Below are 20274 nucleotides of genomic sequence, written 5' to 3' on the forward strand. Positions count from 1 at the left end.
TCAAGGCAATGCGAGGTTGCCGGTATGTATGAGGTTTTCGATACACCGGCGATATGCCGCTGTGCTTTGACTGTTCGCTATGACCTACACCGAGTCCGCCCCGTGATCCCGCTCCGTCTCGATGAGATCGCCGCCGTCGTCGGCGGCACGGTCGCCGGCGACGACGCCGTGACCGTCAGCGCGCCGGCCGTGATCGACGGCCGTTCGGCCGAGCCCGGCGGGCTGTTCGTCGCCTTCGCCGGCGAGCACGCCGACGGCCACGACTACGTCGAGCAGGCCGCGCGCGCCGGCGCGGTGGCCGTGCTCGGCTCGCGGCCCACGGCGTTGCCGACGGTCGTCGTCCCGGACGCGCGGGCCGCGTTGCAGGTGCTCGCCGCGTACGTCGTGGGGCGGCTGCGGGCCGGACTGACCGGACTGACGGTGGTCGGAGTGACCGGCTCGCAGGGCAAGACCGGAACGAAGGACCTGATCGCGGCGGTGCTGTCCGGCACCGCGCCGACGGTCGCCACGGCCGGCTCGCTCAACAACGAGCTCGGCGTGCCGCTGACCATGCTGCGGGCCGGCGCCGACACCCGGTTCCTGGTGCTGGAGATGGGGGCGCGGCACGTCGGCGACATCGCCGCGCTCACCGGCCTGGTCGCGCCGGACATCGCGGTGGTCCTGAACGTCGGCCGGGCCCACCTCGGCGAGTTCGGCACCCGCGGGGCCATCGCCCGGACCAAGGGCGAGCTGGTACGGGGCCTGGCACCGGGCGGCACCGCGGTCCTGAACGCCGACGACCCCCGCGTGGCCGCGATGCGCGCCCTCACCGACGGCCCGGTCCGCGCCTTCGGCCGCGCCGAGCACGCCGACGTGCAGGTGCTCTACCTGGTGCTGGACCGGCTCGGCCGGCCCTCGTTCACGCTGCGGACGGCCCAGGCCCAGGCCGTGGTCACGCTGCCGCACGTGGGCGCGCACCAGGCGCTCAACGCGGCGGCGGCCGTGGCGGCGGGCCTGGCGGCCGGCGTGCCGCTGGAGGCCGCGACGAAGGCACTGGCCACCGCTTCCCTGTCGAAGTGGCGCATGGAGCTGCGCGGCCTGGCCGGCGGCGCGACCCTGCTCAACGACTCCTACAACGCCAACCCCGACTCCACCCGCGCCGCCCTGGACGCGCTGGCCGCGATCGAGGCCGCGCGCCGCATCGCCGTCCTCGGCGAGATGCGCGAACTGGGCCCGACCGCCGAAGCCGAGCACCGCGCGGTCGGACGCTACGCCGCCGACCGCGCCGACATCGTGGTCGCCGTCGGCGACGCGGCCCGCCCGATCGCGGCCGCAGCCGGGGCGCGCGCGGTGACGCTGCCCGACAACGACACGGCGGTCGCCTGGCTGCGCGAGCACGTCGCCGCCGGGGATGTGGTGCTGGTGAAGGCTTCGCGCGGCGGGCGGCTGGACGAGGTGGCGGCGGGGTTGGTTTAGGGAGCCCGCCGGAGTCCGCCCGGGCCGGGATCCCTCACCCGCGCCGCTTCATGGACAGCTGGAACGCCCGATACAGCGCCGGCCGCAGCACCAGATCCCACTCCCCCACGTACCGCACGGCCTGTCCGCCGGTCCCCGCCTTGAACTGGATCAGCCCGGCGTGCGGATCGCCACCGTCCAGGGTCGGCGTGATGCCACGCAAGTCGTAGACCTCGCAGCCGGCGGCCAGCGCGTCGCGGATCATCGCCCACTGACACGCGTTCGAGCCGCGGACCTCGCGCTTGTCGGTCGACGATGCTCCGTGGGCGTAGCAGGCATGGGTGCCGACGCGCACCAGAATCGTCGCCGCGACAAGGTCGCCCTCGTGCCGGGCGAAGTACAGCCTGACGCGCTCGGGGTCCTCGGCACGCATCGCCGCGACCATCGTCGCGAAGTAGCTCAGCGGGCGAGGTGTGAAGTGGTCGCGGGCGGCGGTGTGGACATACAGGTCGTGGAAGGCTTCCAAATCCTCGCCGACGGTGACTTCGACACCCGCCCTGGCCGCCCTTCTGATGTTCCGGCGCCACAGCTGGTTCATGCCCTGGAGCACGTCGTCCTCGGTGCGGCCGGCCAGCGGGATCTCGTACTTGAACTGCGGATGCCCGGCGCCGAAACCTTCCTTAGGGTTCTGCGGCAGCCAGCCCGCCTCTCTGAGCGCGTTGGTCAGCCGCACCCCGACCAGGTCTGGCTGACCGGGCAGTTCAGTCAGCCGCCTGACGCCCGGATCTGCGAACCCTTCCTTGACCTGAGCGGCGGTCCAGGTGTCGGTACGCACCGGCGGCCCGAGCCGGATCGCGAAGGCGCCGCCGGCCTTCAGCCGTGCCACCAACGGATCGAGCCACGCCCTCAGATCGCCGGTCCAGTCGATGACCGGCCCCTCGGGCAGGTAGGCCAGCGTGCGCCGCTTCAAGCGCGGCACCGGACGGTGCAGGACCAGTCCGGCGCCGACCAGCCGCGGGCCGTCGAACCAGCCGAGCGCCTCGCTGCGCCACTCGGTCTTCACCGCGGCCCAGGCCGGAATCTGCAGGAAGCTGACGAATCGCTGGGCTCGCACGAACGCCAGATGCTCGGCGGCGGTGATCGGCCCGACGGTCAAAGTCATTGCCCCAGTCAAGGCGGCTGCGCGTTACCGACATGTATGGGCTTTTCGATACACCGGCGATAGGCGCGCGTCGCTACCGGTCCAGCCAGGCCGCCAAGCCGGCCGCCGACTCCTCCCCGATGAGCGGCACCCCGTGTGCGAAACCCACTGCGGCGACGTCGCGAGGGATGCGTACGTAGGACGCGTCACGCACCCCGGGATCGGCGGCCAAAGCATCGTGGCCGCTGCTGAGTCCGCCCCGGTTGAACACCGCGTCCCCAACCAGTAGCGCCCGGCTGGGTTCGTGCAGCAGCACGATGTGCCCGGGGCTGTGGCCGGGGGTGTGGATCACGCGCAGGGGTCCGATGCGCGCGCCGTCGGCCACGGTCCTGGTGGCCGTCACCGGATCCCAGTGCAGCAGCGGCAGCCGGTCGATCGTCCGTCCGAACGTCCCCGACCGCCCCGCGCGCGGGACGCGGCCGGCCGCGAGCCACGGCGCGTCGAGTTCGTGGACGAGCACCTCGGCCGCGGTGCGGGCGACGAGTTCGGCCAGGCCGCGCACGTGATCGGGATGCGCGTGGGTGATGACGATCCGTTTGACGTCCGCCAGAGAACGGCCGCTTGCTTCGACGGCCTGCCGGATGGCCGCCGGGGCGCTCTTCCACCCGACGTCGACGAGGGTCAGCCCGTCCTCGTCGGTGACCAGGAAGCAGTTGTCGCCGTGACCGCGGGTGGGAACGCGCAGGATCCCGGGAACCAGCAGGCTCATGCGCCGCTCCCCTGTCCGGCCGCCGCCACCGACGGCGAGCTCAGGATCTCGGCCAGTTCCGCAGGCAGATACCCCTGTTGCGCGAGCCTCGGAAGGACTCCACCGCTTTCGATGATCTCCAGCACCAGGGCGGGCAGCACCGGCACCGTGCCGGAGGTCTGCGTGCTCTGATTCGCCCAGGTGCCGGTGGCCAGGTCGATGGCGGCGGTGTCACCGTCGTGGAAGAGCTCTGTCACGCCGGGTACCGTCATGGCCGGCAGCCCGGCGTTGACCGCGTTGCGGAAGAACAGCGAGTTGAACTCCTCGGCGATCAGCGCCGCGACGCCGAGCTGCCGGAACAGCGCGGCGACCGGCCGTGAGGAGCCCAGCCCGAAGTTACGTCCGGCGACCACGATGTCGCCGGGCCGGACCTGGCCGGTCCAGCCGGGGCGCACCGCGTAGAACACCTGTTTGGCGGCCTCGGGCAGGTCGAGTTTCATCGCGTCCGGCGGGTACATGTCGTCGGTGGTCAGGCTGTGGCCGAAGACCCAGACCCGGCCGGTCACTTTAAGTTCCCCGCTCATCAGCGGCTCTCCCCTCGGGCATCGGTGATGTAACCAGCGATGGCCGACGCCGCGACCGTCGCGGGCGAGGCCATGTAGATCTCCGCCTCCGGCGAGCCCATCCGGCCGGTGAAGTTGCGGGTCGAGGAGGTCAGGCACACCTCGCCGGGCCCGACGACCCCCATGTGGTAGCCGAAGCAGGCCCCGCACGTGGCGTTGGTGACCACCGCGCCGGCGTCGGCGATGTCCTGCAGGTACCCCAGCCGCATCGCATCGCGGTAGACCTGCTGGCTGGCCGGGGTCACGATCAGCCGCACCCCGGGCGCCACCTGCCTGCCGCGCAGTATTTCGGCGGCGATACGCAGGTCGTCGAGCTGGCCGTTGGCGCAGGAGCCGATGAAGGCCTGGTCGATCCTGCGGGGCTCGATCTCGGTGACCGGCAGGCCGTTGCGCGAGACGGTCCCGGGGCGTGCGACGTAGGGCACCAGGGCGGACAGGTCGATCTCGCGGAAGTCTACGTAGTTCGCATCCACATCAGCGAACGCAGGTTCGAAGCCGGTGACGCCGAGGGCTGCGAAGTGTTCGGCGAGAACGTCGTCGTAGGCGAAAGTCGAGAAGTCAGCAGAGATTTCGGCTCCCTGCGTGGCTATGGTTCGACGATCGTGCAGCGGGATCGAAGCCAGGCCGGGCCCGCCGTACTCCAGGTTGTGGTTGGTGGCGTCGCCGAAGTGGTCGGCGATGTGCAGGAACACGTCCTTGCCACTCACCCCGGCGGGCAGCTGCCCGGTCAGCTCGTAGCGGATCGTCGGCGCGACCTGGAACCAGGTGCGCCCGGTGCACAGGATCGAGTAGACCTCGGCCGGCCCGAGCCCGCGCGCCGCGGTGTTGTACGCCCCGTCGGCGCAGGTGTGGCTGTCGGTGCAGGCCAGGACCTCGCCGGGGCGGGCCAGGCCGTTCTCGGCGATGACCTGGTGGCAGATGCCGTGCCGGCCGACGTCGAAGAAGCGTTCGATGCCGAAGTCGGCGGCGAACTTCCGCGCGTTCGGCCCGCCGGCGGCGTCCTTGATCGTGGGTGCCGGGACGGCGTGGTCCATCACGATCGCCACCTTGTCGGGGTCGGCGATCCGCAGCGGCGGCAGCCACATCGTGGCGAACTGCAGATCGATCAGGACGGTCAGGTCGACGTCCACGGTCACGGTGTCACCGACCGCGACGGAGTCCAGGCCGGCTTTGCGAGCGAGGATGCGCTCGATCATCGTCATGCCCATATCAGGCTCCTTGCTCAGCGGGCCGCGCCCGGTACTTCTCGCCGATCTCGAACCACTCGGCCATCCCGACGAGGTTGAAGAACTCCTCGGGCCTGGTCGGCAGGAACTCGTCCGGCCTGATCCCGCGCAGCTGGCACAGCGCGGTCAGTGCGCCGAGCGCACTGTGCGCCAGCACGGCGGAGGGATGGATCGCGACGGCGAACCCGAGCTGCTGGAGCCGTTCGGCGGACTGCTCGGGGGTCAGACCGCCGATGACCAGATTCAGCAGCAGCGGCGCCTTCACCTCGGCGGCGATCCGCTCGATCTCCTCAGTACTCTGCGGCGCCTCCACGAACAGGATGTCCGCGCCCTCGGCCGCATAACGGTTGGCCCGCGCGATCGCCGCCTCGATCCCCAACGGTCCGCGGGCATCGGTGCGAGCGATGACCGACATCGCGTCGTCGGCACGCGCCTCGAGCGCGGCACCGAGCGTACGGACGAAGTCATCGGCGCCGACCAGCTCCTTGTCGGGCAGGTGACCGCACTTCTTGGGGAACGCCTGGTCCTCCAACTGGATCGCGGCGACCCCGGCGTCCTCGTACTCGCGCACGGTCCGCACGACGTTGATCGGCGCGCCGTACCCGGTGTCGGCATCGGCGAGCAACGGCACGTCGCCGAGCGCGCGCACCGCCATCCGGGCCCGCTCGACCATCTCGGTCTGGGTGACCAGCCCGATGTCCGGCAGCCCGAACCCGGAGGCCGCGACACCGGCGCCGGTGAGGTAGGCGGCGGCGTGGCCGGTCCGCCGCGCCAGGTGGGCGCTGATGCCGTCGTAGACGCCCGGGGCGACGATGAGCTGCTTTCGGTCGAGCAGTTCGCGCAGGCGGGCGCGGGCGGGTGTGGTCATGACTCCTCCGGGGTGGGCGGGGTGGGCGGGGTGGGCGAAGTGCGCGGGTCGAGCGGCGGCACGTCAGCAGGCGTGGCACCGGCGGCGAACTCAGCGAGCTCCCGGGTCTGCTCGGCCACCGGTTTCTGACCGGCCATCAATCCAGAGCCCTTCCGACCGGCGCCGCCAGCAAACCGACCAGCGGCGCGATCGACGGCGCGTCCGCCAGCGCCTGTACGGCCTCGACGATCGCGGCGGCCCGGTCCGGGTCCATGACTCGATCCGCGAGGCTGTGGAACTTGGCGACCACCTCGTCGTCGGTGATCGGGTCGAAGGGGTTGCCGTGCGGGGAGACCACGGTCTCGGTGTCGGTCGATCCGTCGGCGAAGGTGAGGGTCAGGTGAGTCTGGAAGCGTTCGGTCGGCGGCAGGTCGTCGATCGAGCGGTCGAGGGTGACGTGGGTGCGATCCAGCAGGTGCCAGACATCGTCGGCGTCGAGCCGCGCGGCAGTGAACTGCTCGGGCAGCGCCGTACCGTCCAGCAGCGTGACGGCCGTGGCGTAGCCGATGTTCATCTGGCCGCCGATCGCCTCCAGCGGACGCCGCGGCGGCCACCAGCCGTGGTGGTAGACCACGTCGCCGACGCGGATGTCCACGCGCTCGATCTGCTCGACTGTGCGCCCGCTGCCCCCGGTGTGCCCGCTGTGCCCCCCGAGCCTGGCCCGCAACGCCTGCGCGCCCTGGACCGCGCCGTGCAGACCACCCATGACGGCCCAGGACTTCACCATCGCCATCGTGGTCTCCCAGTGCTCCCCCAGACCCCTGACGACCGCCTCGGGATCGGTCGGGTGCCCGGCACCGTACACGGCGATGTATCCGCCGTATTCACGCTCGTAGACCTGGTCGATCCCGGTGTAGCCACTGGCGGCCAGCGCCGCCGAGTAGAACCCGTTGCGGGCGGCGAAGCCGTGCTGCATCCGCTTGCCCATCGCCTCGTACTGCGCCGACATCAGCCCCGCCGACTGGGTCGCGGCGAAGCCGAGCGCGTCCTCGGTCTGCGCCGGGTCCAGGCCGCGCAGCTTCGCGCAGGCCGCCGCGGCCGAGGAGGCACCGAAGACCGGCCCGGAGTGCCAGCCGCGCGCCAGCATCGCGGTGCCGCCGATCGAAGCGCCGATCCGCGGTCCCACCTCGAAGCCGACGATCGCGGCCAGCAGCAGGTCGCGGCCGCTCGCCGGGCGGCCGGTGTGGCTGACGGTGGCCAGCAGCGAGGGCACCAGCAGCGAAGCGCTGTGCAGCGGGGCCAGCGGATGGAAGTCGTCCAGCTCGAAGCCCTGGATGTAGGTGCTGTTCAGCAGCGCGGCGCCGGAGGGCGTCGTGGTACGTCCGCTTCCGATGACGACCGCGTCGCCACCGCCCTCGACGCCGAGCACCGCCTCCGTCGCAACACGGGACCAAGGCAGCTGGGCGCCGACCAGGGCGCAGCCGAGGCCGTCGAGCAGCAGGTGGGCGGCGCGCGCCCGGATGGGGCCGGGGACGTCGTCCCAGGTCAGGTCGTTGATCCAGGTGACCAGGCGTCCGGTGACGCCCTCGGGGTTGGACGGTGCGCTCATGGGCCCATTGGGGCACGCGCTCCGCGACCGCCACTACCTAACTTGCACAATATGCAAGTATTGGCGTCGTGAGCACGGCGAGCACGGCGCTGCGTGGCCTGCAGGTGTTGGAGGCGCTGGCCGGCATGCGCCAGCCGGCCTCGCTGCGCGCGGTGGCCGAGCGCGTCGGGTTGTCCCAGTCCCAGACCTTCCGCGTCCTGCGGGAGTTGGAGCTCGACGGCTACCTCGACCACCTGGGACGCAGCGGCTACCGGCTGGCCGGCCGTTCGGTGGCGCTGGCCGCGCTGATCGGTCCGCGTCCGGCGATGCTGCGGGCGATCCAGCCGGTCATCGCACGCCTGGCACACCTCACCGGCGAGGCGGTGGTGCTGCACCTGCGCTCCGGGGCGACCCGGGTCCTGGTGCTCGGCGTGCCGGCACCGTCCGGGCCGATCCTGGATCCGGCCGGCGTGCTCGGCGAGCGCTCGCCGCTGGCGGTGGGGTCCAGCGGGCGCATCATCCTGGCGTATCTGCCGGAGAGCACGTTGGCGGGCTTGGACCTCGCGGGCCTGAGTCCCGCCTATTTGGCGGCGATCCGCGAGCGCGGCTACGAGACGTCCTTCGGCGAGAACCATCCCGGCGTCAACGGCGTGTCGGCGCCGTTGTTGGCGTACCGGGAGGACGCCGACGAGGAAGGCGAAGCCCTCGGGTCGATCACCATCGCCGGGCCGGCGGAACGGCTTTCGCACGCCGACTTTCCCCGGGTGCTGCCGATGCTGCTGGCCGCGTGCCGCGATCTGGGCCCCCGGCTGGCCTCACTGCTCGGGCCGGACCTCGGCGAAACCGTGCGGGCGCTGGACTTGTAAGGGGCTATAGGGTCGATCGCATGACACAGCGAACGACCGACGGCAGTGCGGGGGACGCCGACTACGGCGCGATAGGCACCAGCTACTCCACCTACCGGCAGCCCGAGCCGCGTATCGGAGCCCTGATCGAGCAGGCGCTGGCCGGGGCGCGCACGGTGGTGAACGTCGGCGCCGGCGCGGGCTCGTACGAGTCGGCGGCGTTCGAGGTGACCGCGGTCGAGCCGTCGGCCTCGATGCGCGCACAGCGGCCCGCGCACCTGCCGGCCCCGATCGACGCCGTCGCCGAGAGCCTGCCGTTCGACGACGACGCCTTCGACGGCGCCATGACCACGTTCAGCGTGCACCAGTGGAGCGACCTGAAAGCCGGGCTGCGCGAGATGCGGCGCGTGACGCGCGGGCCGGTCGCCGTACTGACGTGCGACCCGGAACTCGTACGGGACTTCTGGTTGTACGACTACGCGCCGTTGGTACTCGACACCGAGGCCCGGCGCTACCCGGCCATCGGCGACATCACCGAGACCCTCGGCGGGCAGACCGAGGTGATTCCGGTACCGATCCCGGTGGACTGCTCCGACGGGTTCAACGAGGCGTACTACGGCCGTCCGGAGATGCTGCTGGACCCCGCGGCCCGCCAGTCGTGTTCGGCCTGGAGCTTCGTCGAGGCGGCGGTCGCCGAGCAGTACACCGAGCGGCTGCGGCGCGACCTGGAGTCGGGGGCCTGGGACGAGCGATACGGGCACCTGCGCGAGCAGCCGTTCTTGAACGGGTCGCTGGTCCTGGTGGTAGCACGGTAGGTGCTAACACGGTAGGCAAGACGGGGCATAGCACGGTGTCGTCCGGCCAGGCCCGGGACAAGCATTGGCGCGTGAGGAAACACACGAGTCTGACAATGGCAGCAGTGTTGGCAGCGTCAGCCGCAGCCGCGGTGGCGGCGGCTCCGGCCTCGGCCTCGGCCAACACCCCCAGCCGTACGCTCGACGGGGTCTGGCGCACCGACGGCTGCAGCACCATCGTGCGCATCACCGGCACCACCTACGAGCTCTACGACACCACCGCGATCAGCTGCATCCGCGACACGACCTCCGACGGCGACGGCAGCGTCTCGACCTTCACCCCGGGCCCGGGCCCGGATCGCACGCTGTGGCACATCGACGCCAACGTCAACGCGCGTACCCTGATCCGCCTCCCGGCGCTGCCCGCGGCCTGCGCACAGCAGACCCCGGCGACACCGATCGAGACCTTCGACGTGTTCTGGCGGACGTTCGCGGAGAACTATCCGTTCTTCGCCCAGCGCGGCATCGACTGGCAGCGCGTCTACGACACCTACCGGCCGCAGGTCGCCGCGACCACCACCGACGCACAGCTCCGGACCATCTTCCCCGCCATGATCACGCCGCTGCACGACGCGCACGTCGGCCTGGTCGCCGACGGCAGGCCTTCCAGGCGGCACTGCACCCGCTGCTCAAATCGGGCTGAGGTGGTTCCGGCAGCGCAGGGAATCCGTGGGAATGTAAGGGAGCGTCAACGCCCGTCCATCCACTAGCGTATGCGTGTTCTGAGCACCGGTAGGAGCCACATACGGTGCCGAAAACGACGTATAGGGATGGGGATCCATGCAGAAGCCGACGTCCTCCAACGGACGAAGAATCGCCGCCGCGATGTTCCTCGGCGCGGCGTCCACCGCGATGGTGGCCGGCACGGCGCACGCGGACGGGGTGACCGGCGCGACGGTCGACCCGCACTACCAGTACGAGGGCACCGTCGTCATGAACGACGACCCGTCGGCGCCCACCGCTCTCATCGGGCTGGACGTGCCGGGCAGCGACAGCACGCTGGGGACGTACTGCATCCAGCAGACCGTCGCGCTCAACCCGCACGAGACCTACGACGAGCACGCCTGGTCCGAGGAGGCGCAGCGGACCGGGATCGACACCCAGCACCTCGAGGGGATCAAGTGGATCCTCAACAACTCCTTCCCGCAGCAAGGGGACCTCGGCCAACTGGGGACGGAGGCCGGGGTCGACGGTTCGCTGAGCGCTGAGGAAGCGGTCGAGGGGACGCAGGCCGCGATCTGGACGTTCGCAGACCCCGAGCACAAGAGCCGGCTCGATGTGGACCACGAGTCCGACGCCAAGGTCGTCGCCCTCTACAACTGGCTGATAGCCCAGGCCACCGGGCACATGAACGACACCGCACAGCCGAAGGCCTCGCTCGGCATCACCCAGAGCTCGACCGCGAAGCCGCAGGCCGGCGCCAAGATCGCGTTCACGCTGACCAGCAACACGCCCGACGCGGCCATCTCGGTGAGCCTGAACGCCCAGAAGAGCGGCGCCAAGCTCGTGGACGCCGACGGCAAGGCCGTCACGGCGCACACCGTGTTCAAGCCGGGCGACGTCGTCTACGTCCAGCTGCCGAACTCGCCCGCCACCGGCGAGGTCAGCCTGACCGCCTCCAGCACCGTCAGCGGCATCGAAGCCGGCCGCGTGTTCCTGAGCCACGACGGCAAGAAGTCGCAGAACCTGATCCTCGCGCAGGCGCAGAGCACCCCGGTCTCCGCGTCCGCCACGCTCCAGTGGGCCCCCGCCACCGCGCCAGCCACCACGCCCAGCAGCTCGCCGTCGACAGCGCCGAGCTCACACCCCTCCAGCACCACCCCGAGCACCCCGGGCACCCCCGCCTCGACCACGCCGAGCGGCACCCCCTCCAGCCCCACCGGCGGCCTGGCGCACACCGGCGCCGGCAACACCGTCCCGCTGGCCGGGGGCGCGGTGGCGCTGGTCGCCGCGGGCGGCGGCATGGTGATGTACACGCGGCGCACGCGGAAGCAGGGCTCGCATTCGTGATGCGGTGAACCATCGCGCGGCATGTGCTGGCGCTGCCAGCACTGCCATTGCTGTCGGAGCCCTGCGGCGCCCGGTTTTCCGGGCTGCCGCGGGGCTTTCGGCATCCGAGTTAGCACTAGGGGCAACGCGATACGCCGGGCTGATCAGGTGGCGGCATCCCTCGCGACCCCGAACCACATCATGGTGAACAACCGCCGCGCCTGCTGAGCGCTGTTGCCGGCCAGGGCGGCCGCGGAGGCCATCGCCAGCAGTTCCTCGACGCTCACCTGCGGGGTCACCGTGCCGGCCTGGCAGGCTTGGTCGTACAGGTCGGTGGCGACCGTGCGCATCGCGTTGTGCCAGGTGTCGAACAGTTCGGTGCGGCGCTCGCCGCTGTTCTCGGTGCCGGCCAGGGCGAGGGCACGCTTGGTGGCGACGTGGACCACGAACTTGTCCAGCCAGACGAACAACGCTTCTCCCGGCGCTTCGGCCGCCCTCAGGAGGGCGCCGTCCATGCAAAGGTCTGCGACCTCGTCGGCGTAGACCGCCACGATCAGGTCGGCGCGGGTCGGGAAGTAGCGGTAGAGGGTGGCGTTGCCGACGCCGGCACGGCGGGCCACGTCGTCCAGCGGTATGTCGGAACCCTGCTCGGCGAACAGCTCCTTGGCCGCCGTGACCAGGGCTTGCACATTCCTGGCGGCATCGGCGCGCAGAGGGCGGCGCGGGGGCGGGGCAGCGGGTCGGTCCACCATCGGTCAGGTCCTCGGTTGCTAAGTGGGGAAGTCCCCACTTAGCCTAGCGCACATGACGCTCTCCTGGAACGACCACGTCGCCATCAACGAACTGATAGCCCTGCACGGGCACCTGTGCGACACCGGCGAGCTCGACCGCCTCGACGAGGTGTTCACCCCCGACGTCGCCTACGACGTCACCGACTTCGGCTTCGGCGTCCTACGGGGCCTCACGGGCAACCGCGACGCGGCACTCGCCCTCGGCGACCGCAACCCGGTCGGACACCACGTCACGAACATCATCCTGACCGAGCACGGCCCCGACCGGGTCCTGGCACGCTCCAAGGGCATCGGCATCATGGCCGACGGGAAGTGCGGCAGCGTGACGTACGACGACACGGTGGTACGACGGGAGGAGGGATGGCGTATCAGCGAACGGATCGTGCGAGCACGGCGGGTCCCACTGGGCGGCTGAGGCGTCCCCCGAACAGCCACACCGCCGGCGCCGAGCGGGCTCGGGGTCGCTAGCATCCGCAGGGGAAGGCGGTGATCATGGAGCCTCCACGGTCCTCCGAGCCCCGGCAGCCCCGCGCGGTGGCCGACGCGACCGGCACAGGTGGCACGGCGGCCGCGACCGACGCACCCGGCCCGGCCACCTCGACCAGCGCGACTAGCGCGAGCCGCACTCCCGGCACGGTTGGCGACCCCGGCCCGGCCAGCGCAACCAGCCCGGCCAACACGACCCCAACTGCTGGCGCATCCGCCCCGGCCAACTCGGCCAACTCGACCGGCGCGACCGACTCGAGCCCCACTAGCAGCGCGGTTGGCGAGCCCTGCCCGACTGGCCCGACTGGCTCGACCGGCGCGACAGGCCTGGCTGGCGCGGGCACAGCTGGCGCCACCCGCACGGCTGCCGCCACTGGCACGGCTAGCAAATCCGGCCCGGCTCGCTCGACCGGTGCAGGCGCGGCTGCCGCGAACAGCCCGGCCGCCCACCCCGCCACGGGCACCGGCTCTAGCTCTAGCTCTAGCTCTAGGTCTAGCTCTAGCTCTAACACCAGCACTAACACCAGCACTAACACCAGCACTAACACCAGCGGAGCCACCCCCGCCGCCCCCAGCCGCCTGGCCTCCTGGTTCGGCGACCTCCCGCCGGCTGCGGGCTCGGCGATCATGGCCACCGGCATCGTCTCGATCGGTCTGCGCTCGGTCGGGGCGCATACTCTGTCGGCGGTGACGTTCGCCCTGGCCGCGGTGGGCTGGCTGACGCTGGGTGGCGACTTCGCCCGTCGGCTGGGGTGGCAGCGGGGGCGGTGGACCGCCGAGTCGCACACTCCGCCGGCGCTGACCGGGGTCGCGGCGACCACGGTGCTGGGCGTCCGTGTGAGCTTGGAGGGCTGGCAGGTGCCGGCCGTGGTGCTGCTGATTCTCGCGGCGGTGCTGTGGCCTCCGCTGCTGTGGCTCGTCCTGCGCCATCTGCGGCCACATATGCAAGGTGCCGTGTTCCTGGTCTGCGTCGCGACTCAGGGGCTGGTGACGCTGGCTGCCACGCTCGCGCCGGCGCTCCCCGCGCACTGGCTTCTGGTGCCCGCGCTGGTGTTGTTCGTGCTCGGGCTGGTGCTGTACGTCGACGCTATGGGCCACTTCGACTTCGGCGCGGTGCGGAATGGCGCTGGGGACCACTGGGTCGCCGGCGGCGCGCTGGCTATTTCGGCGCTGGCCTGCGCGAAGCTGCTCGCGGGCGGGTCCGGGAAGGGCGCCGGGGCCTGGATCTGGGCCGCGCCGGTGCACGACATACTGCGGGTGACCGCACTCGTCCTGCTCGCGCTGGCCTGGTGCTGGTACGCGGTGCTCGTCGTGGCCGAGGTCCGGTGGCCCCGTCCTCGGTACGACGTGCGGCGCTGGGCCACCGTCTTCCCGATGGGTATGACGGCGGTGGCCACGATCGAGGTCGCGAAGTCCACCGGCTGGAAGTGGCTCACCGATCCGGGTCACGTGCTGGTGTGGGTCGGCGCCACGGCCTGGCTGCTGACGTTCGCCGGCTTCCTCAGGCAGGCAGCCAGGCAGGTCCGCCACGGCGGCGACCCAAGATGACAGGGTAAGGAGCTGACAGCGTAAGGCCGGCTCAACCACCGACGTGCGTGTCGACGTCCACCAGGTCCACGACCTCCGCCCGCTCCCGCCGCCGCCCCAGCATCCGCTCGCGCTGCGATTCCTCGTGGTGGTCGATCCGCCGCGCGTGCAGCAGCTGACGCGGGCTCAGCACATAAGGCGCCTGCGGCGGGACGTGGAAGTCCCCGAGGTGGGCGATCGTGTGGCCCGGCCTCTTGGCCGCGGCGTCTTTCGGGGTGTCTTGGGACCGGACGCGAGGCAAAGGCGATGTCGGCACGCGAGACGGCAATGTGACGTCCATCGCTCGGGACGCGACAACCATTCAGGGGCCGCCCGAAGTACGGACGGCCCCTGAATCCCTTTACCCGCTTACTGCATGCCGGCGAGCGACTATCGCAGAACGCGACCGCCGACCGCCTTGGCGACCTGCTGCTCGACCGCGTTGGAGACCGCGACCGGGCCGCCGAACAGCTCGACCGAGCCGCCGGCCAGCGCCGCGCTGAAGCCGTGCAGCGCCGTGGCGGTGCCGTCCGGCAGCTTCACCGGGTCGGTGAGCAGCAGCGGGCTGTGCGCCGCGCCCAGCATCGCGGCGCCGGTCAGGGCGTCGGCGAACTGCACGCCGGTGGCCACGCCGACGGTCTGCGGCGCGTGGAACTGCCCGGCCACCATCGAGGCGGTCAGGTAGCGGTCGAAGCCGGCGAACTGCGCCGCGGCGTCCCGGTTCGGCAGGCCCTTGGCCGCGTCCACGGCCTGGGCGCCGACTGCCGCCACCGAGTGCGCGCCGGCCACGAAGCCGGCCACGGCCGGGGACAGCTTGCGGTTGTCGGTCAGCAGGATCGCCGCCGGCGTGCCGGTGCCGCCGCCGTAGATCGACGAGTACGGCGCCGCGGTCAGGGCGTCGGCGAAGTTGTCGCCGGTCGCCAGGATCACGTTGCCGGTCGGGTTGTTCAGCTGGTTGGCGATCGCCACCGAGGTGGAGAACCGGTCCTCGCCGGAGACCCGGGTGATCTGCGCGGCCGGCAGGCCGAGCGCCGAGACCACCTTGTTCGAGACCGCGTTCACGCCGCCCAGGACGTACACCGTGCCGCCGGGCGCCAGGACCCGGTGGATCTCGGCGACCACGGCCGGGTCGGCGGTCTTGGACGGGGTCAGCAGCAGCGGGCCGCCCTTCGCGTTGGCCAGCGGGGCGCCGGCCAGCGCGTCGGGGAAGGTCTCGCCGGTGGCCAGGACCACCGCGGAGGCCGAGCCGGCCTTCGGGAACGAGGTCTGCGACACGGTGATCGCGGTGCCGTAGCGGTCGCCGCCGGCGATCCGCTTCACGACCGGCGCGTTCGGCGCGGTCGGCTGCAGCGGGGCGACACCGGCGATCTTCGACAGGTAGTCGTCGGCCGGGGAGCCCAGGCCGGTGGCGTTGTCGTAGCCGGCCGCCGCGGTCAGCGAGGAGTCCTGGCCGGCCCGGTACAGCGTGCCGATGGTGGCGTCCTTCGTCGAAACGTGGATGCCCTCCAGCACCTGCGGCTGGCCCGCCGGGTGCGCGGTGACGTCGTGGAACGCCGAGGTCCCGCCGAGCGCGTACAGCGACGGGTTGGCGAAGCCCAGGGCGTGGCCCGCGGCCTGCTTGGCGTCGGCCTGCAGCGCGGAGAACTCCGGAGCCGCGACCGAGGTGCCGCCCATGCCGCCCTCGGCGTACTGGGTGGGGTTGTTCGAGTCCATGCCGGTGTAGCCGACCAGCACCGAGGAGGCGAGCGCGCCGTTCATCGCCACGTCCGGGACGGTGCGCATCGGGCGCGTGGTGCCGTGGCCGCTGGGCAGGTTGTTCGCCAGCGCGGACGGCACCACACCGGCCTGGTAGAACGGCTGCGGGATGTCCTCGGAGGTACCGCCGCCGCCCCCGAAGTAGAACGAGAACGGAACCGTCTGGCCGTTGACCGGACGCCAGGCCGGGTCGCCCTGCTTGGCGGCGCCGACGTGGTCGCCCATCGCCGCTTCCCAGGCGTAGTTCCCCTGCGAGTCGGTGGCCAGCGTGGTGCCGCCGACCGAGGTCACCCACGCGTCGGAGGTCGGCCACTCGGTCTGCTTGCGCGCCGAGTCCGTGGCGCAGTTCGCGCCGCCGTTGGCGCCGTTGGCCGGGTCGTCGTCGCCGCAGTCGCCGGAGGAGAAGTCGAAGCCGATGCCCTCGGCCGCGCCCTTCTGGAATATGCGGTCGTAGGCGGCTATCTCCGACGGGTCCATGTCCTGGCCGTCGGTGGTGTGCATGATCTCGCCCCAGGAGTTGGAGACCACGTCCGCCAGGTGCTGGTCGACGATCTTCTCCTCGGCGGCCATCAGGTCCGCGTCCGTGCAGGAGTTCGCGCCGACGTAGACGATGTTCGCGTCCGGCGCCAGGCCGTGCGTCATCTCGATGTCCAGCGCCTCTTCGCCGGCCACGCCGGCGGTGCCGTGACAGGCGTCCTGGTTGTTCCACTGCGACTGGTCGACGACCTCGGTGTACTGGCCCGGGGCGAAAGCCTTGTCACCATGGGTGGTCGCGTACTGGTTCGCGTCCTTCAGCATGTTCGGGGAGGCGTACCAGTCCACGACCGCGATGGTCGCGCCCTTGCCGGTCATGCCGGACTTGGTCACGCCATAGGCGTCGCGCAGCTGCTGCGGCGTGTACGAGCACGGCAGCAGCGGCGTCGGGCCGGGGTTCGCGCCGGCCGGCCACGCGGTGCTGGTGGTCGCGCCCCAGTAGGGCGAGCAGTTCTGGTTCGCGGCGTTGGCCGCGTTGACCTTCGCGGAGTCCGCGTGCACCCGCACCGAGGCCTGCGACAGGCCCGAGACGCCGTAGACGTAGTCGGCGACCTCGGCCGGGATGACCGCCGCGGAGGACGCGGCGTACTTCACGGTGCCGTCGGTGCCCTGGTAGTCCTTGATCTGGGTGCCGAAGGCACGCTGCACGGCGCCGGCGTCGCCGAAGGCGTCGATCCAGTCGCTGGTCACCGAGGTGACCTTCAGGCCCGAGCCGGTCAGCCACTTCTGCACCGCCGCGACCTGGGCCGGCGTGGCGCCGAAGCGCGCCTGGATCTGGGCCGGGGTCAGGTAGTGCTGGTAGTCCGGGCTGTTCGGGTCGGACGCGGCGCGCGCCAGGGCGGCCAGCCCGGCCGAGTCCTGACCGGTCAGGTACACCCGGGTGCTGATCTGCTGCGCGGCCGGCAGGGCCCCGCGGTCCGCCTGGGCCGTCGCCCATGCCGGGTGCGCGTCGGTCAGGATCTTGTTCGTGGTGTTGTGGTGCTGCGTGTCGGCCTGGGCGGGCGAGGCGGACGCGGACGCGGCGACAAGCGCGACGGCGACGGGGAAGACCCCCGCCATCACGGCCTGTGCACGCCGCCGGCTAGCGGCGTTCGGCATGGATGGATTTCCCTTTCCCCTGTGGTGGCATCCGTCGTATCCGAAGAGGCGGCCAAACTGCGGCTTCATGAAATCTTCAGGGACGGCGAAGTGATGTTTATCCACTGGGGAACCCGCAGGACAAGTTCCGGTACGAGACCGTGACCGGTTCGTGTCCTGCGGATCGCGGAGCCACGCTCGGATGTGGGGTTTGTCACTCCCCGAAGAAGCGGTACGAGCCGACGACGGTGGCACTGCCCCGTTGCGGCGGGGCGACCATCCGCTCGGCGGCGTCCTGCTGGAAGGCCTTGAAGGCCGTCAGGGGACGCAGAGGGTCGGCGTCATCGTCGTCGTAGCTGACGATGTGCACGAAGCTCACTCCGTCCTCCATCCGAAATGTCGCGTAATGCAGGCCTTCGGGTTTCTCGGCATTGAGTTGCTCGAAGACCGCCTCGGTGAGGCGCTGGTTCTCCTCGGCCTGGTCCGGCTTTGTCTCATACCGGATGATGTGCGTACTCATAGCTGTTCTTTCTCCTTTTGGTTGTCAGTACCGGAATCCAGCATGGTGGGTAGTCCGAACGCCGGGGACAGGCCGGTGTCCAGGAACGCCACGATCCCGGCGCACGATCTCTGGGCGTCCGGCGGCCTCCGCGTGGTCCAGCGCGGGCCCGGTTCACGCCCGCTACATATGGAGACACTCGGCGCGCTGAAAACTCGTCGCGGTCGGCGAGGTTTTCTCGCCATGCCAGGTCAGGCGTCCAGTTCGAACCTGACACGCGAGCCGAGGACGGTCGTGGCGGTGGTTCCGAGCGTCTCGTGGAAGGTGTCGCTCAGGTGCGACGGGGAGGCGAAGCCGGCGTCCGCGGCGCAGCGGGTCAGAGGGTGGCCGCCGGCGATGCCCCGAGCGGCTTCCAGCAGGCGGTTCCACTGCTGGTAGCGGCGGAAGGTGGTGCCGGTGTGCCGGGCGAACATCCGCAGGAAATAAGGGGTCGACATCCCCAGGTCCCGGGCGCTGTGCTCGGCGCGGAGGATGCGGGCCGGCTCGTCGCGGATCTCCTCGACGATGCGGCGGATGCGGCGGTCGGTGGCCCCGGGTCCGGAACCGGAAGCGGTATCGCCCAGGTATCGCAGGACACTGGGGTCCGCGCCGTGACGGCAGGCGGCGATCAGTTCGCGTTCCAGAACGTGTCCGAGGCCGTAGGGGCCGATCCGGTGCCGCATCGCCGTGGCCGAGCCGTTTTCGGTGAACAGCAACAGGATCCGGCCTTCCGGCGCGATCACCCGGTGCTGTGCGCGCGCCGGCGCGTACACGCTGCGGGTGCGGATGACGCCGTACTCGGGGGTCTCCACGACGAACGGCGCGTCCAGTCCCACCGTGAGGACGCCGACCGACGCCGAGTGCAGATCGACGCCCAGATCCGGCCCGACGTACCCGGCCTGCCCGGGACGTATCCACGCCACCGGCGCCTCCGGGCCGCCGCACGTTTGTGGAAGCGCGCCGATCTCCATACCGCCACGCTAACCGAAGGAGCAGGACACCGACGAGGTCGGATCGAGAGCGGGGATCACTATGGAACAGCACACGCAGTACGTGGACGTCGGCGACGCGGCGCTGCACGTGACGACCAACGGACCGGCCGACGCGCCGGTGCTGCTGCTGGTGCACGGGCTCGGCGGGTCCACGGCGTGGTGGAATCCGGTGGTGCCGTGCCTGGCGGACGCCTACCGGGTCATCCGCGTCGATCTGCTGGGGCATGGGCGGTCGACTGGGCGATCGAACAGTCGGCCGACCGGGCGGTCGACGGCCACAGGCGGCCCCACCACGTACAGCATCCCGAGCCATGCCGAGCGCATCGGCGCCGTCCTGGATCAGTTGCAGGTGAGGCGCGTGGCGGTCGCCGTCGGCCACTCCACCGGCGGCTACGTGGTCACCGACCTGGCGCGACAGCATCCTGACACGGTCTCGGCACTGGCCCTGATCAGCACCGGCCCCAACACCGAGGTCGACACTTCCGGCGGAGCGCTGAGCCGGCTGTTGTTCGCGCGGGTGCCCGGCGCGCTGTTGTGGCGGGCGTTCAACGAGGCCATCGTGCGCAAGAGCCTGAGCACCGCGTTCGCCCGGCCGACGGCGCCGATCCCGGACACGCTGGTCGAGGACTCGCGCGGCATGACGCACCAGGCGCTGGCCGCCACCGCGCGCGGTTCGCTGGCCTACATCAGGGAACGCACACTCCCGGACCGGCTCACCGAGATCGGCAAGCCGCTGCTGGTGTTCTTCGGTGCCGAGGACGCCCGCTGGCGCGCGTCGTCGGCCGAGGACTACCGCGCGGTGCCCGGGGCGCGGGTGATGGTGCTGCCGGAGATCGGCCACACGCCTATGTATGAGGACCCGCAGACGACGTGCGATCTGCTGTTCGAATTCGCGGCGGCTGCGGTGCAGCTCGGCGGTTAGCATCGCCGGGTGAGCGAGGAACAGGACTGGCCGCCGTGGCCGGAGGAGGAGTACGCGCGGTACCTGGCCGGCGAGCGCCGACGGTACGCGTGGGTGATGCGCACGTACGGCGGGATGACGGCGGCGCAGGCCGAGGAGGCCGCTGAGCAGTGGTATGACTACGAGCCGCCCGAGAAACCGTATCGGGGTCTGGTCTTCCACGACGAGGCCTGGCACTGGGCGATGATGGCCATCAAGGGTGACCACTACTGGGCCGACGATCCCGGGCTCACTGTGCCGCCCGAGGAGTACCACTCGCTGGAGTAGAGCGTTCGCCGT

The 20274-nt window shown here is 71.1% G+C and carries 22 protein-coding genes; 9 read left to right on the top strand and 13 right to left on the bottom strand.

Annotated features, from left to right (window positions below):
* Positions 1–102 precede the first annotated feature (102 nt).
* Positions 103–1455 carry a UDP-N-acetylmuramoyl-tripeptide--D-alanyl-D-alanine ligase gene (gene murF, locus ABH926_RS04000; RefSeq protein ID WP_370363914.1) on the top strand — a complete coding sequence of 451 codons (1353 nt, stop codon included), beginning with the start codon at positions 103–105 and terminating at the stop codon, positions 1453–1455.
* Between the two features lie 34 nt (positions 1456–1489).
* Here the strand turns inward: murF and ABH926_RS04005 are convergent, their stop codons facing one another.
* The 7 genes from ABH926_RS04005 to ABH926_RS04035 all read right to left on the bottom strand — a co-directional run bounded on the left by ABH926_RS04005 (position 1490) and on the right by ABH926_RS04035 (position 7628).
* Positions 1490–2596 (bottom strand): lipid II:glycine glycyltransferase FemX, encoded by a 1107-nt coding sequence (locus tag ABH926_RS04005; RefSeq protein ID WP_370363916.1) that lies wholly within the window; start codon positions 2594–2596, stop codon positions 1490–1492.
* 73 nt (positions 2597–2669) lie between these two features.
* On the bottom strand, positions 2670–3344 hold the full coding sequence (locus ABH926_RS04010; protein WP_370363917.1) for an MBL fold metallo-hydrolase: 675 nt from the start codon (positions 3342–3344) through the stop codon (positions 2670–2672).
* Entirely contained in the window at positions 3341–3889 is a 549-nt protein-coding gene (locus ABH926_RS04015) for a 3-isopropylmalate dehydratase (protein ID WP_370364556.1), read from the bottom strand. Before ABH926_RS04015 ends, ABH926_RS04010 begins: the two co-directional genes overlap by 4 nt.
* A gap of 17 nt (positions 3890–3906) precedes the next feature.
* Positions 3907–5154, bottom strand: coding sequence for an aconitase/3-isopropylmalate dehydratase large subunit family protein (locus ABH926_RS04020; RefSeq protein ID WP_370363918.1), 1248 nt, complete (start codon positions 5152–5154; stop codon positions 3907–3909).
* A gap of 1 nt (position 5155) precedes the next feature.
* Positions 5156–6040, bottom strand: coding sequence for an oxaloacetate decarboxylase (locus ABH926_RS04025; protein WP_370363920.1), 885 nt, complete (start codon positions 6038–6040; stop codon positions 5156–5158).
* Positions 6037–6177, bottom strand: a complete 141-nt coding sequence (locus ABH926_RS04030; protein ID WP_370363921.1) for a hypothetical protein — start codon at positions 6175–6177, stop codon at positions 6037–6039. Before ABH926_RS04030 ends, ABH926_RS04025 begins: the two co-directional genes overlap by 4 nt.
* The gene (locus ABH926_RS04035) at positions 6177–7628 is read right to left on the bottom strand and encodes an MmgE/PrpD family protein (RefSeq protein ID WP_370363922.1); all 1452 of its coding nucleotides are present in this window, start codon (positions 7626–7628) and stop codon (positions 6177–6179) included. The genes ABH926_RS04030 and ABH926_RS04035 overlap by 1 nt, the downstream gene beginning before the upstream one ends.
* A 68-nt stretch (positions 7629–7696) precedes the next feature.
* Here ABH926_RS04035 and ABH926_RS04040 point away from each other — a divergent pair, with 68 nt between their 5' ends.
* From ABH926_RS04040 to ABH926_RS04055, 4 genes are all read left to right on the top strand, one after another.
* Positions 7697–8473 carry an IclR family transcriptional regulator gene (locus tag ABH926_RS04040; RefSeq protein WP_370363923.1) on the top strand — a complete coding sequence of 259 codons (777 nt, stop codon included), beginning with the start codon at positions 7697–7699 and terminating at the stop codon, positions 8471–8473.
* A 20-nt stretch (positions 8474–8493) separates the two neighbouring features.
* A complete protein-coding gene (locus ABH926_RS04045) occupies positions 8494–9267 on the top strand; it encodes a class I SAM-dependent methyltransferase (protein ID WP_370363924.1) in 774 nt (257 codons plus the stop codon).
* Between the two features lie 104 nt (positions 9268–9371).
* Positions 9372–10016, top strand: coding sequence for a hypothetical protein (locus ABH926_RS04050; RefSeq protein WP_370363925.1), 645 nt, complete (start codon positions 9372–9374; stop codon positions 10014–10016).
* 70 nt (positions 10017–10086) lie between these two features.
* Positions 10087–11316, top strand: a complete 1230-nt coding sequence (locus ABH926_RS04055; protein WP_370363926.1) for a thioester domain-containing protein — start codon at positions 10087–10089, stop codon at positions 11314–11316.
* Positions 11317–11459: 143 nt separating this feature from the next.
* Here ABH926_RS04055 and ABH926_RS04060 read toward each other — a convergent pair whose 3' ends face one another.
* A complete protein-coding gene (locus ABH926_RS04060) occupies positions 11460–12047 on the bottom strand; it encodes a TetR/AcrR family transcriptional regulator (RefSeq protein WP_370363928.1) in 588 nt (195 codons plus the stop codon).
* A gap of 52 nt (positions 12048–12099) precedes the next feature.
* Here ABH926_RS04060 and ABH926_RS04065 point away from each other — a divergent pair, with 52 nt between their 5' ends.
* Positions 12100–12501, top strand: coding sequence for a nuclear transport factor 2 family protein (locus ABH926_RS04065; RefSeq protein WP_370363929.1), 402 nt, complete (start codon positions 12100–12102; stop codon positions 12499–12501).
* A 49-nt stretch (positions 12502–12550) separates the two neighbouring features.
* Here ABH926_RS04065 and ABH926_RS04070 read toward each other — a convergent pair whose 3' ends face one another.
* Entirely contained in the window at positions 12551–13201 is a 651-nt protein-coding gene (locus tag ABH926_RS04070) for a hypothetical protein (protein ID WP_370363930.1), read from the bottom strand.
* On the opposite strand from ABH926_RS04070, the gene ABH926_RS04075 reads away from it, so the two are divergent.
* Positions 13200–14120 (top strand): tellurite resistance/C4-dicarboxylate transporter family protein, encoded by a 921-nt coding sequence (locus ABH926_RS04075; RefSeq protein WP_370363932.1) that lies wholly within the window; start codon positions 13200–13202, stop codon positions 14118–14120. The two genes, ABH926_RS04070 and ABH926_RS04075, sit on opposite strands and share 2 nt — an antisense overlap.
* Positions 14121–14151: 31 nt before the next feature.
* On the opposite strand, the gene ABH926_RS04080 is transcribed toward ABH926_RS04075, so the two are convergent.
* The 4 genes from ABH926_RS04080 to ABH926_RS04095 all read right to left on the bottom strand — a co-directional run bounded on the left by ABH926_RS04080 (position 14152) and on the right by ABH926_RS04095 (position 19013).
* Positions 14152–14415, bottom strand: coding sequence for a hypothetical protein (locus tag ABH926_RS04080; protein WP_370363933.1), 264 nt, complete (start codon positions 14413–14415; stop codon positions 14152–14154).
* Between the two features lie 113 nt (positions 14416–14528).
* Positions 14529–17525 (bottom strand): cell wall-binding repeat-containing protein, encoded by a 2997-nt coding sequence (locus ABH926_RS04085; protein WP_370363935.1) that lies wholly within the window; start codon positions 17523–17525, stop codon positions 14529–14531.
* Positions 17526–17718: 193 nt separating this feature from the next.
* Positions 17719–18024: a hypothetical protein gene (locus tag ABH926_RS04090; RefSeq protein ID WP_370363936.1), complete on the bottom strand. Its 306-nt coding sequence runs from the start codon at positions 18022–18024 to the stop codon at positions 17719–17721.
* A gap of 230 nt (positions 18025–18254) precedes the next feature.
* Positions 18255–19013: a helix-turn-helix domain-containing protein gene (locus ABH926_RS04095; protein ID WP_370363938.1), complete on the bottom strand. Its 759-nt coding sequence runs from the start codon at positions 19011–19013 to the stop codon at positions 18255–18257.
* A gap of 61 nt (positions 19014–19074) precedes the next feature.
* Between ABH926_RS04095 and ABH926_RS04100 the strand changes: the two genes are divergently transcribed.
* Together ABH926_RS04100 and ABH926_RS04105 are read left to right on the top strand one after the other, a co-directional pair.
* Positions 19075–19956, top strand: a complete 882-nt coding sequence (locus ABH926_RS04100) for an alpha/beta fold hydrolase (RefSeq protein WP_370363939.1) — start codon at positions 19075–19077, stop codon at positions 19954–19956.
* Positions 19957–19965: 9 nt separating this feature from the next.
* Entirely contained in the window at positions 19966–20262 is a 297-nt protein-coding gene (locus tag ABH926_RS04105) for a hypothetical protein (protein ID WP_370363941.1), read from the top strand.
* The last annotated feature ends 12 nt before the right edge of the window (positions 20263–20274 follow it).

Source organism: Catenulispora sp. GP43, from assembly GCF_041260665.1.
Classification (GTDB): Bacteria; Actinomycetota; Actinomycetes; order Streptomycetales; family Catenulisporaceae; genus Catenulispora.

What these genes read in the sequence shown, in the direction of transcription:
- ABH926_RS04005 (WP_370363916.1), bottom strand. Translation starts at nt 2,596, where the DNA reads ATGACTTTGACCGTCGGGCCGATCACCGCCGCCGAGCATCTGGCGTTC.
- ABH926_RS04010 (WP_370363917.1), bottom strand. Translation starts at nt 3,344, where the DNA reads ATGAGCCTGCTGGTTCCCGGGATCCTGCGCGTTCCCACCCGCGGTCAC.
- ABH926_RS04020 (WP_370363918.1), bottom strand. Translation starts at nt 5,154, where the DNA reads ATGGGCATGACGATGATCGAGCGCATCCTCGCTCGCAAAGCCGGCCTG.
- ABH926_RS04025 (WP_370363920.1), bottom strand. Translation starts at nt 6,040, where the DNA reads ATGACCACACCCGCCCGCGCCCGCCTGCGCGAACTGCTCGACCGAAAG.
- ABH926_RS04030 (WP_370363921.1), bottom strand. Translation starts at nt 6,177, where the DNA reads ATGGCCGGTCAGAAACCGGTGGCCGAGCAGACCCGGGAGCTCGCTGAG.
- ABH926_RS04035 (WP_370363922.1), bottom strand. Translation starts at nt 7,628, where the DNA reads ATGAGCGCACCGTCCAACCCCGAGGGCGTCACCGGACGCCTGGTCACC.
- ABH926_RS04045 (WP_370363924.1), top strand. Translation starts at nt 8,494, where the DNA reads ATGACACAGCGAACGACCGACGGCAGTGCGGGGGACGCCGACTACGGC.
- ABH926_RS04055 (WP_370363926.1), top strand. Translation starts at nt 10,087, where the DNA reads ATGCAGAAGCCGACGTCCTCCAACGGACGAAGAATCGCCGCCGCGATG.
- ABH926_RS04060 (WP_370363928.1), bottom strand. Translation starts at nt 12,047, where the DNA reads ATGGTGGACCGACCCGCTGCCCCGCCCCCGCGCCGCCCTCTGCGCGCC.
- ABH926_RS04065 (WP_370363929.1), top strand. Translation starts at nt 12,100, where the DNA reads ATGACGCTCTCCTGGAACGACCACGTCGCCATCAACGAACTGATAGCC.
- ABH926_RS04075 (WP_370363932.1), top strand. Translation starts at nt 13,200, where the DNA reads ATGGCCACCGGCATCGTCTCGATCGGTCTGCGCTCGGTCGGGGCGCAT.
- ABH926_RS04070 (WP_370363930.1), bottom strand. Translation starts at nt 13,201, where the DNA reads ATGATCGCCGAGCCCGCAGCCGGCGGGAGGTCGCCGAACCAGGAGGCC.
- ABH926_RS04085 (WP_370363935.1), bottom strand. Translation starts at nt 17,525, where the DNA reads ATGCCGAACGCCGCTAGCCGGCGGCGTGCACAGGCCGTGATGGCGGGG.
- ABH926_RS04090 (WP_370363936.1), bottom strand. Translation starts at nt 18,024, where the DNA reads ATGAGTACGCACATCATCCGGTATGAGACAAAGCCGGACCAGGCCGAG.
- ABH926_RS04095 (WP_370363938.1), bottom strand. Translation starts at nt 19,013, where the DNA reads ATGGAGATCGGCGCGCTTCCACAAACGTGCGGCGGCCCGGAGGCGCCG.
- ABH926_RS04100 (WP_370363939.1), top strand. Translation starts at nt 19,075, where the DNA reads ATGGAACAGCACACGCAGTACGTGGACGTCGGCGACGCGGCGCTGCAC.